General features: G+C 68.3%; 8 protein-coding genes. 5 read left to right on the forward strand and 3 right to left on the reverse strand.

All coding sequences use genetic code 11. The features are described 5' to 3' along the window. The 4 genes from pucD to C8E96_RS26420 are packed head-to-tail and all read left to right on the forward strand — an operon-like array spanning position 1 to position 5,889. The gene (gene pucD, locus C8E96_RS26405; RefSeq protein WP_091369647.1) at positions 1-2,307 is read left to right on the forward strand and encodes a xanthine dehydrogenase subunit D; all 2,307 of its coding nucleotides are present in this window, start codon (positions 1-3) and stop codon (positions 2,305-2,307) included. Positions 2,308-2,342: 35 nt separating this feature from the next. Beyond that, positions 2,343-4,262, forward strand: a complete 1,920-nt coding sequence (gene uraD / locus C8E96_RS26410; protein ID WP_091369649.1) for a 2-oxo-4-hydroxy-4-carboxy-5-ureidoimidazoline decarboxylase — start codon at positions 2,343-2,345, stop codon at positions 4,260-4,262. Positions 4,263-4,271: 9 nt separating this feature from the next. After that, the gene (locus tag C8E96_RS26415) at positions 4,272-4,748 is read left to right on the forward strand and encodes a nucleoside deaminase (RefSeq protein WP_091369651.1); all 477 of its coding nucleotides are present in this window, start codon (positions 4,272-4,274) and stop codon (positions 4,746-4,748) included. A 1-nt stretch (position 4,749) separates the two neighbouring features. Beyond that, the gene (locus C8E96_RS26420) at positions 4,750-5,889 is read left to right on the forward strand and encodes an XdhC family protein (RefSeq protein WP_091369653.1); all 1,140 of its coding nucleotides are present in this window, start codon (positions 4,750-4,752) and stop codon (positions 5,887-5,889) included. 185 nt (positions 5,890-6,074) lie between these two features. Here C8E96_RS26420 and C8E96_RS26425 read toward each other — a convergent pair whose 3' ends face one another. Next, on the reverse strand, positions 6,075-7,688 hold the full coding sequence (locus C8E96_RS26425) for a peptide chain release factor 3 (RefSeq protein ID WP_091369655.1): 1,614 nt from the start codon (positions 7,686-7,688) through the stop codon (positions 6,075-6,077). 131 nt (positions 7,689-7,819) lie between these two features. Between C8E96_RS26425 and C8E96_RS26430 the strand changes: the two genes are divergently transcribed. After that, positions 7,820-9,499, forward strand: coding sequence for a ribonuclease J (locus tag C8E96_RS26430; RefSeq protein ID WP_091369657.1), 1,680 nt, complete (start codon positions 7,820-7,822; stop codon positions 9,497-9,499). Between the two features lie 4 nt (positions 9,500-9,503). Here C8E96_RS26430 and C8E96_RS26435 read toward each other — a convergent pair whose 3' ends face one another. Both C8E96_RS26435 and C8E96_RS26440 read right to left on the reverse strand, forming a co-directional pair. Continuing rightward, positions 9,504-9,842: a DoxX family protein gene (locus C8E96_RS26435; protein ID WP_091369659.1), complete on the reverse strand. Its 339-nt coding sequence runs from the start codon at positions 9,840-9,842 to the stop codon at positions 9,504-9,506. Positions 9,843-9,924: 82 nt separating this feature from the next. Beyond that, positions 9,925-10,602: a hypothetical protein gene (locus C8E96_RS26440; protein WP_091369662.1), complete on the reverse strand. Its 678-nt coding sequence runs from the start codon at positions 10,600-10,602 to the stop codon at positions 9,925-9,927. Between the last annotated feature and the right edge of the window lie 34 nt (positions 10,603-10,636).

The following is a 10,636-nucleotide window of genomic DNA, read 5'->3' on the forward strand; positions in this document are numbered from 1 at the left end:
ATGAGTCGACCCACTTCCGCCCCGGACCGCATCACCACGCCCATCAGCGGCGGCGTGGGGGCCAGCCCGCTGCGCCCCGACGGCACGCTGAAGGTCAAGGGCGAGTTCGCCTACTCCTCCGACATGTGGATGGACGACATGCTGTGGGGCGCCACGCTGCGCTCCCCGCACCCGTACGCCCGCATCAACTCCGTCGACCTGACCGAGGCGCTCAAAGTGCCCGGCGTGTACGCGGTGCTCACCCACGACGACGTGCCCGGGCAGCTGCTGTTCGGTCTCGAGCACACCGACCAGCCCGTCCTCGCCGTCGACATCGTGCGTTACCAAGGGGAAGCGGTCGCGGTCGTCGCCGCCGACCACCCGGAGACCGCGCGCCGCGCGATCGCGAAGATCGTCGTCGACTACGAGGTCCTCGAACCGCTCACCGACATGGAGCAGGCGGTGTCCGACACCGAGGCGCCGCACCTGCACCCGGGCGGGAATGTGGTGCGACACCTCCCGATCCGCCGCGGCAACCAGGAAGTGACCGCGCCGGTGGTGATCCGCGGCGAGTACGAGGTCGGCATGCAGGACCAGGCGTTCCTCGGCCCCGAGTCCGGGCTCGCCGTCCCCGCCGAGGACGGCGGGATCGACCTCTACATCGCCACCCAGTGGCTGCACGTCGACCAGAAGCAGGTCGCCGCGTGCCTGGGGCTGCCGCCGGAGAAGGTCCGGCTGACCCTGGCCGGGGTCGGCGGCGCGTTCGGCGCGCGGGAGGACCTGTCGATGCAGGTGCACGCGTCGATGCTGGCGCTGCGGACCGGTCGCCCGGTGAAGATGGTCTACTCCCGTGAGGAGTCGTTCTTCGGCCATGTGCACCGCCACCCGGCGAAGCTGTACTACGAGCACGGCGCCACCCGCGACGGGAAACTCGTCTACGTCAAAGCGCGGATGTTCCTCGACGGCGGCGCGTACGCGTCGAGCACCGGCGCGGTCGTCGCGAACGCGGCGACCCTGGGGGTCGGCCCGTACGACGTGCCGAACGTGTCGATCGACTGCTGGGGCACCTACACCAACAACCCGCCGTGCGGTGCGATGCGCGGGTTCGGCGCGGTGCAGGCCGCGTTCGCCTACGAGTCCCAGATGGACAGACTGGCCGCCGAACTCGGGCTCGACCCGGTCGACGTGCGGGTGCTCAACGCCATGTCCGAGGGTTCGGTGATGCCGACCGGGCAGGTCATCGACAGCCCCGCCCCCGTCGAGGAGCTGCTGCGCCGCGTCCAGGCCATGCCGCTGCCCGCCGACGCCCCCACCGACAGCTACGACCTGCGGCAACTGCCCGGCGGGGTGTCCAACACGACCCACGGCGAAGGTGTCGTGCGTGGTGTCGGGTACGGCATCGGCATCAAGAACGTGTGCTTTTCCGAGGGGTTCGACGACTTCTCCACCGCCCGGGTGCGGCTGGAGATCATCGCCGGGGAACCCACCGCCATGGTCCACACCGCGGCCGCCGAGGTCGGCCAGGGCCTGGTCACCGTGCAGGCGCAGATCGCCCGCACGGAGCTGGGCGTCGAGCGGGTCACCATCCACCCCGCGGACACCCAGGTCGGCAGCGGCGGCTCCACCTCCGCGTCACGGCAGACCTATGTGACCGGCGGCGCGGTGAAGGCCGCCTGCGAGAAGGTCCGCGGCATGGTCCTCGACCTGGCCCGCGAGAGGCTCGATGTCGACGGTGAGCTGCGCATGGAGGGCGGCAAGATCGTCTCCGACCAGCTGGGGGTGCTCGCAGATGTTGCCGATGTGCTCGGCGACGACGCGATCGACGAGACCGTCGAGTGGCGCCACCGCCCCACCGAGGCCCTCGACCCCACCACCGGCCAGGGCTTCGCGCACGTCCAGTACGCCTTCGCCGTGCACCGCGCCGTGGTCGACGTCGACATCGACCTGGGTCTGGTGCGCGTGGTCGCCCTGGACTGCGTGCAGGACGTCGGCAAGGCCATCAACCCCGACGCCGTGGTCGGGCAGATCCACGGCGGCTCCGCCCAGGGCCTCGGCCTCGCGGTCATGGAGGAAATCCAGGTCAAGGGCGGCAAGATCCGCAACCCGTCCTTCACCGACTACCTGATCCCCACCATCCTCGACATGCCCCCCATGAAGGTGGACGTGCTCGAACTGGCCGACCCGCATGCGCCCTACGGCCTGCGCGGTGTCGGTGAACCGCCGACGATCTCGTCCACCCCCGCGATCGCCGCCGCCATCCGCGCCGCGACCGGACTCGCCATCCCGCGTGTTCCGGTCCGACCGGAAGACATCACCGGTACTGCATAAGACATGCCCTGCGCCCCCTAGAGGAGTTGGCCGCAATGTCCGCCAAGACCCGTGGAACACCAGCACATCTGCACCCCGTGGACGAGGTACTGCCCGCGGGCAAGCTCGCCCTGTACGGCTTCCAGCACGTCCTCGCCTTCTACGCGGGCGCCGTCATCGTCCCGATCTTGCTCGCCAGCGCGATCGGGCTGTCCGACACCGAACTGATCCACCTCATCAACGCCGACCTGTTCACCTGCGGCATCGCGTCGATCATCCAGTCCATCGGGTTCTGGAAGGTCGGGGTGCGGCTGCCGCTGCTGCAGGGCGTCACCTTCACCGCCGTGTCCCCGATGATCGCGATCGGCATGGCGGCCGGTGGCGGCACCGAGGGTCTGGTCACGATCTACGGGTCGGTGATCGTCGCGGGCCTGTTCACCTTCTTCATCGCACCGTTCTTCAGCAAGCTCGTCCGGTTCTTCCCACCGGTCGTCACCGGCACCGTCATCTCGGTCATCGGCATCGCGCTGCTGCCCGTGGCCGCCAACGACGCCGCGGGCGGCAACATCAACTCACCGGACTACGCGAGCCTGACGAACCTCGCCTACGCCGGTGGCACCCTGGCCATCATCCTGGTGATCTACCGGCTCTCCCGCGGGTTCTTCAGCACCGTGGCCGTCCTCATCGGACTGGTCTGCGGCACGCTTCTCGCCACCATCCTCGGCCACGCGCACTTCGACGCCGTCGCCAGCTCCGACTGGTTCGGCGTGACCACCCCGTTCCACTTCGGGTGGCCCAAGTTCAGCGTCACCGCGATCATCTCCATGATCGTCGTCATGCTGATCACCGCGGTGGAGACCACCGGCGACGTGTTCGCCACCGGGGAGATCGTCAAGAAGCGCATCACCCGCGACGACATCTCCCGCGCCCTGCGCGCCGACGGCCTGGCCACCACCCTCGGCGGTGTCCTGAACTCCTTCCCGTACACCTGTTTCGCCGAGAACGTCGGCCTGGTCCGGCTGACCCGGATCAAGAGCCGCTACGTCATCGCCGCGGCCGGGGGGTTCATGATCCTGATCGGCCTGATCCCCAAGGCGGGCGCGATCGTCGCGGGCATCCCGCACCCGGTGCTCGGCGGCGCGGGCCTGGCCATGTTCGGCACGGTCGCCGTCGTCGGCTTCCAAACCCTGGGCCGGGTCAACTTCCACGACCAGCGCAACGTCATGGTCGTCGCCGTCAGCGTCGGGCTCGCCCTGATCCCGGTCGGGGTGCCGAAGTTCTTCAGCAACGTGCCCGACAGCCTGCAGATCATCGTGGGCAGCGGCATCACCCTCGGCAGCCTCTCGGCGATCTTCCTCAACCTGCTGTTCAACGTGTGGGGCGGCAAGAAGACCCGCGGCGACTCCGTGCCCGCGACGCCCGACCCGGAGAAGGTCACCCTCGACGAGGTCAACCACATGTCGCGCGAGGAGTTCACCCGCCGGTTCTCGGTGCTGTTCCAGAACGGCCCGTGGATCGCCGAGGAAGCCTGGTCCGCCCGCCCGTTCGACGGTGTCTACGCCATGCGCCACGCCTTCCACACCGCCCTGTTCAACGCCCCGGACCACGTCGCGCTGGAACTGATCAAGTCCTACCCGGACCTGGCGGGCAAAGCCCTCGTCGAACGGGTACTGGGCCCGGAGTCGCTGCGCGATCAGTGCGCGGCGGGCCTGGACCGGCTCACCTTCGAGGAGTACGACCGGTTCCACGACCTCACCGACGCCTACCACGAGAAGTTCGGCTTCCCGCTGGTCATCTGCGTCCGCGAGAACACCAAGGAGACGATCCTGCCCGTCGCCGAGGCGCGGCTGCAGAACTCGCTCGGCCAGGAACGCGCCACCGCCCTGGTGGAAATCGCCAAGATCGCCAACCTGCGGCTGCGGGACCTCGTCGAGGAACCCGAGCACGCCGATTCGCTCGCCATCTCAGAGAAGTAGGGAAACGTCATGTCCTCCGACCTCAAGCCCTGGCTCGACCGGGCGGTCGCCCTCGCCACCGAGAACGTCGCCGACGGCGGCGGCCCGTTCGGCGCGGTGATCGTCCGCGACGGCAGCGAACTGATCTCCGTCGGCGTCAACCGGGTCACCCGCGACTTCGACCCCACCGCCCACGCCGAAGTAGTGGCCATCCGCGAGGCGTGCCGCAAACTGTCGAGCTTCACCCTCGACGGCTGCGTCCTGGTGACCTCGTGCGAACCGTGCCCGCTGTGCCTGGCCGCGGCCCTGTGGTCCCGCGTCGACCAGGTCGTCTACGCCGCCGACCGCTACGACGCCGCCGCGGCCGGTTTCGACGACCTGGCGTTCTACAAGCTGTTCGAATCCCCCAGGGACACCTGGACCGTGCCGGTCGCCCACCTGTCGGTAGACCAGCACAACGCCCCCTTCGACGCCTGGTCCGCGAACACGGCGCGAGTGGAGTACTGACATGCGCGACGTCCTCGACCACCTCCGCCCCTGGTACCGCGACGGTGAACGGTTCGCGGTGGCCACGGTGATCGACACGTTCCGGTCCGCCCCCCGCCTACCCGGGGCCGCCATGGCGGTCTCGGCGGCCGGGGAAGCGGTCGGCAGCGTGTCCGGCGGCTGCGTCGAGGGCGCCGTGTACGAACTGGCCAGGGAAGTCATCGAAACCGGCCGGCCCGCCGTGGCCCGCTACGGCGTCGCCGACGACGACGCGTTCGCCGTGGGCCTGACCTGCGGCGGGATCATCGACATCCTGGTCCAGCCGGTCGACGCCGCCACTTTCACCGAATTCGACGAGGTGGCGGCGTCGATCGACACCAACCCGGTGGCGATAGCGACCGTGGTCAGCCCAGGCACGACCTTGGGCGAACGGATCATCGTGTGGCCGGACCGAGTCTCCGGCGGCCTGGGCGACGCGACACTGGACGCGGCGGTCATCGAGGACGCCGTGGCGATGCTGGAACAGGGCACTACAGCGGTCCGCCACTACGGGCCACGCGGCGAGCGGATGCGGGATGAGATCGCTGTGTTCGTGCAGTCGTTCGCCCCACCGGCCCGAATGGTCGTCTTCGGCGCCATCGACTTCGCGGCAGCAGTGGCCCGGATCGGCAAGTTCCTCGGTTACCACGTGACGGTGTGCGACGCACGGCCTGTGTTCGCCACCCGAAAGCGGTTTCCAGATGCTGATGAGGTCGTGGTCGATTGGCCGCATAGGTACCTCGCCGCAGCGATCGACCAAAACCTGATCGACGGCCGCACCGCGCTATGCGTGCTGACCCATGACCCGAAGTTCGACGTGCCACTGCTGGAACTCGCGCTGCGCACCGAAGCGGGATTCATCGGAGCGATGGGATCACGGCGAACCCACGATGACCGGCTGGCGCAATTGAGGGAATTGGGCCTGACCAAGGCCGAACTGAGTCGGCTGGCATCGCCCATCGGCCTCGACCTCGGCGCACGCACCCCAGAAGAGACGGCGGTATCGATCGCGGCAGAGATCATCGCCGCCCGCTGGGGAGCCACCGGAAGACCCTTGTCGAACACCACCGGCCGCATCCACGGCGAGTCAGTAGATCACCTGCAAAGCGTGCAACCTGAGTAATAAAGCCCCGCGAAGCGCAAGGGGCAGAACCGAACGGCCTGTTTGGGTGGTTCGCCTTGATTTGGGGCAAATGGGGCTAAACTCGCGGTGCGGGTGGGCTTTCCCTTGCCCCGCCTTTTGACCCGCACAGCCCCATTTGGAGGGGCCCCAAATCAAGGCGAACCACCCAAACAGGCACCCAAAGATCAATCGGTGCTGGCCACCAACGGCTCAAGCAGAATCTCAGGATTAAGCCGCCGCATCACACCCATAGCAGTAGCGTCGATGAACAACGCCAAATCCACCCCATCAGTCCGAGTCAAGACCTCACTACGAGTCCCACCATCCACAATGGACCGCTGCTTAGGATCAGCCAGACGACGCACCACCGAGTAAGGCAGCGGCTCAAGACGAACAGGCGATTTGAACTCAGCATCCATCCGATGCGTAGCAACCTCAAACTGCATAGGCCCCACAGCAGCGAACACCGGCGCCCCATCACCCCGCCGCAGAGACCGAAGAATCTGAATCACACCCTCAGACTCCAACTGATCCACACCCTTGCGGAACTGCTTCGCCCGACTCAGATCAGCAGGCCGCGCCACAGCGAAGTGCGCAGGCGCGAAACTAGGCAGCCCCGGATACCGCACGGCAGGCTTGTCGGCGTAAAGAGTGTCGCCAACCCTCAGCGAAGTAGCGTTGACGAGCCCGATCACATCACCAGGAAACGCACTGTCCAAAGTGGTGCGCTCACGCCCGAACACCTGCTGCACATACTTCGTCGCGAACGGCTTCCCGGTAGTCGAGTTCGTGACGACCATCCCCCGCTCGAACATCCCCGAACACACCCGAGCGAACGCCACCTGATCCCGGTGCGACGGGTCCATCCCCGTCTGCACCTTGAACACGAACGCCGAGAACGGCGACTCCAGCGGCCGCGGCCGGTCCTTCACATCCAGCCGAGGCGCCGGCCGAGGCGCCAGCTCAACGAGCAAGTCCAGCAGATGCCGCACCCCGAAGTTCAACACCGCCGACCCGAACAGCACCGGCGTCGCCGAGGCCTCAAGGAACCGGTCGAGGTCGAACTCCCCACCGGTCTCGGCCAGCAGGTCGGCCTCCTCAACAGCCCGACTCCACTCCGCACCCTCGGCCTCCGCCGCAGCGGAAGGATCGAGCCGCTCCTCCCCCGCCGCGGTCGCCCCACCCGCGGTGCGGGAGTAACGGATGAAGTTGCCGTCGCGGCGGTCCACCACACCACGGAAGTGACCCGCGTCGCCGACAGGCCAGGTCAGGGGCATCGGCTGCAGACCGATCCGCTCCACCAGCTCGTCACACAGACGCAGCGCGTCCATGCCCGGCCGGTCCCACTTGTTGATGAACGTGATGACCGGAATCCCCCGGTGCCGACACACGTCGAACAGCTTCAGCGTCTGCGGCTCCAGCCCCTTCGCGGCGTCGAGCAGCATGACCGCGCAGTCCACGGCGGACAGAACCCGGTAGGTGTCCTCGGAGAAGTCCGCGTGACCGGGGGTGTCGAGCAGGTTGATGACCGAGTCGCCGTAGGAGAACTGCAGGGCCGCCGACGTGATGGAGATCCCGCGGGAGCGTTCCATCTCCATCCAGTCCGACACGACGCCGCGCCGCCCGGCCTTGCCGTGGACCGCGCCCGCCTCCGAGATGACCTTGGCGTGCAGCGCCAGGGCCTCGGTGAGCGTCGACTTGCCCGCGTCGGGGTGGCTGATCACCGCGAACGTGCGGCGGCGGCCCGCTTCCCACACCACATCCGAGGTCGAGGCGGTCACCGGACTGGCGGCGGTCATGCGAGTTCCCCACGTTCTGGTCGGATTCGGAGTCAATCCTACGTGGCGGTACCCGCGGGCCTGTCGCCGCGCATGATCAGGACGGCCGATTTCCCTCAGGAAACACCCGCACGTAGCGTGAAGGGGTGACTATGGCCCGTATCTCCGCCCCGCCCCCACCACTGGAACCGGGTGCCCTCCGGGTACTCGCCTTGGGCGGGCTCGGTGAGATCGGCCGGAACATGACCGTGTTCGAGCACGAGGGCAAGCTGCTCATCGTCGACTGCGGTGTCCTGTTCCCCGAGGAGCACCAGCCCGGTGTGGACGTCATCCTCCCCGACTGGAGCTGCATCCGCGACCGCCTCCACGAGGTCGTCGCCCTGGTGCTGACCCACGGCCACGAGGACCACATCGGCGCCGTCCCCTACCTGCTGCGTGAGCGCCCCGACATCCCGATCGTCGGGTCCCGGCTGACGCTGAGCCTGCTCGCCGCGAAGCTCGTCGAGCACCGCATCAAGCCGGTCCTGGTCGAGGTGAAGGAAGGCGAACACCTCACCAAAGGCCCGTTCGACCTGGAGTTCCTCGCCGTCAACCACTCCATCCCGGACGGCCTCGCCATCGCCATCCGCACCCAGGCAGGCCTGGTCCTGCACACCGGCGACTTCAAGATGGACCAGTTCCCGCTCGACAAGCGGATCACCGACCTGCGCGGCTTCGCCCGCCTCGGCGAGGAAGGGGTCGACCTGTTCCTCACCGACTCCACCAACGCCGACGTGCCCGGCTTCACCATGTCCGAACGCGACCTGGCCCCGGCGATCAACGAGGTGTTCCGCACCACGCCGCGCCGGGTCATCGTCTCCAGCTTCGCCAGCCACGTGCACCGCATCCAGCAGATCCTCGACGCCGCCGCGGAGCACGGCCGCAAGGTCGCGTTCGTCGGCCGGTCGATGGTCCGCAACATGGCCGTCGCGACCGAGCTGGGCTACCTGAACGTCCCGCCCGGCCTCGTCGTCGACGTCAAGGCCATGGACGGGATGGCGCCGAACAAGGTGACGCTGGTCTGCACCGGCTCCCAGGGCGAGCCGATGGCCGCCCTGTCGCGGATGGCCACCGGCGACCACCACATGATCACCATCGAGGAAGGCGACACGGTCCTGCTGGCCAGCTCGCTGATCCCCGGCAACGAGAACGCCATCTACCGGGTCATCAACGGCCTGACCGACCTCGGCGCGAACGTCGTCCACAAGGGCAACGCGAAGGTCCACGTCTCCGGCCACGCCAGCGCGGGCGAGCTCGTCTACTGCTACAACATCGTGCAGCCCTCCAACGTCATGCCGGTGCACGGCGAGGCCCGCCACCTGCGGGCCAACGCCGAACTCGCGGTCCGGACCGGGGTCGCCCGCGAACGGGTCCTCATCGCCGCCGACGGCAACGTCGTCGACCTGCAGGACGGGCTCGCCTCGATCACCGGGAAGATCAAACTGCACTATGTCTACGTCGACGGGCAGACCGTCGGCGGCGTCACCGAGGCCTCTCTGGCGCAGCGCCGCACCCTCGGTGAGGAAGGCGTCATCACCGTCGTCGCCATCATCGACATGGAGACCGGCGGCCTCGCCGAGGAACCCGACTACATCGCCCACGGCTTCGAGCACGACACCGAGACCTTCCGGCCCGCCACGTCCGCCATCGAGAAGGCCCTCGCCGGGGCCGCGGAACGCGAAGTGAAGGACCTCGAGGAACTCGAGAAGATCATCAGCCGCGAGGTCAGGCAGTGGGCGCAGCGCAGCTACAAGCGCCGACCGGTCGTCATCCCCGTGGTCATCGAGGCCTGAGGGCTCAGGCCAGCACCAGCGAAGCGGCGGGCGGGGCCAGGTACAGCACCGGAAACGGAATGTGCGCGTACCGGCCCGCCCGGACCACCGTGATCACGGCCCCGGCGAAGTACAGCACCAACCCGATGGCCGCGAGCACCCCGATGACCGGCACGAACAGGCCCACCACCAGGCCCACAGCCCCCGCGGCCTTCGCCGCACCGAGCCACGGCCACCACGACCGCGGCACCCCGTACTCGACCAAGGACGCCACGGCGAAGCCGAGATTCAGGAAGCTGGCGACCGCCGAGAACGCCGCCATGGCGGCGGCGACCAGGGTGACAACGACGTACGGGGTGGACATGGGACTCCTGTCAGTCGCGGATGCCGGGTGTCGGTCCGTCGCTGAACAGACGGCACCCGGCTCGCGGATGTGACAGAAACCGTCACCACTTCTGCAGGATCAGCAGGTGGCGCATCGCGTCCTCGCCGAAGCTGCTCCGGCAGTTCGGCCCCTGGGTCTGGAACTCCCCGGCGTTGGGCAGCGCGCCGTAGGTCTGGCCGTCGAAGTGGTAGATCACGCTGAAGAACACCTGCAACGCCGAGTCCAGCAGCGAACCGTCCAGCTTGCCCCGGAACGCCGCGGTCCCGTCAGCGGCGGCCACGAACGACGACGCGTCGGGCGCCTGACCAGCGTCCACGCTCGGCAGCGCCAGCGTGCGCTCCACACCAGGGCACAACGGGTTCTCCGAGTCGGGCGTCAGCGTGCCCCAGAACACCGAGTACACCCCGCCCGGGACCAGACCCGCGAAGCTGAGCCGCACATCGGTACGCGGAGACCGCCCGCCGGAACTGCGCACCACCGACGACGCGGTCGCGGCGGACCACTCGCCCCACGTCCGGTTCAGCCCGACACCGGAGTTGCCGAACAGCGGGGCCGACGGGTCGGTCTCCGCCGTGGGGTTGCGCAGCGTGGAACCGACGATCTCGAACACGTCGCCGCTGTACACCTCCAGACCGTCGGCCATGTCGGGTCCGGCCGCGTGCGCCGGAGTCACGAACGTGACCGCCGCGACAGCCGCCACCAGGACCGCCGCACCACGCCACAAGACGGATCTGCTCATCGTCGTACTCCTTACGGGGGTCCTGACTGGAGCC

The organism is Actinokineospora alba (assembly GCF_004362515.1).
Lineage (GTDB): Bacteria > Actinomycetota > Actinomycetes > Mycobacteriales > Pseudonocardiaceae > Actinokineospora > Actinokineospora alba.

Coding starts and splice junctions, on each gene's coding strand:
- pucD (WP_091369647.1), top strand. CDS start 1: ATGAGTCGACCCACTTCCGCCCCGGACCGCATCACCACGCCCATCAGC.
- uraD (WP_091369649.1), top strand. CDS start 2,343: ATGTCCGCCAAGACCCGTGGAACACCAGCACATCTGCACCCCGTGGAC.
- C8E96_RS26415 (WP_091369651.1), top strand. CDS start 4,272: ATGTCCTCCGACCTCAAGCCCTGGCTCGACCGGGCGGTCGCCCTCGCC.
- C8E96_RS26420 (WP_091369653.1), top strand. CDS start 4,750: ATGCGCGACGTCCTCGACCACCTCCGCCCCTGGTACCGCGACGGTGAA.
- C8E96_RS26425 (WP_091369655.1), bottom strand. CDS start 7,688: ATGACCGCCGCCAGTCCGGTGACCGCCTCGACCTCGGATGTGGTGTGG.
- C8E96_RS26430 (WP_091369657.1), top strand. CDS start 7,820: ATGGCCCGTATCTCCGCCCCGCCCCCACCACTGGAACCGGGTGCCCTC.
- C8E96_RS26435 (WP_091369659.1), bottom strand. CDS start 9,842: ATGTCCACCCCGTACGTCGTTGTCACCCTGGTCGCCGCCGCCATGGCG.
- C8E96_RS26440 (WP_091369662.1), bottom strand. CDS start 10,602: ATGAGCAGATCCGTCTTGTGGCGTGGTGCGGCGGTCCTGGTGGCGGCT.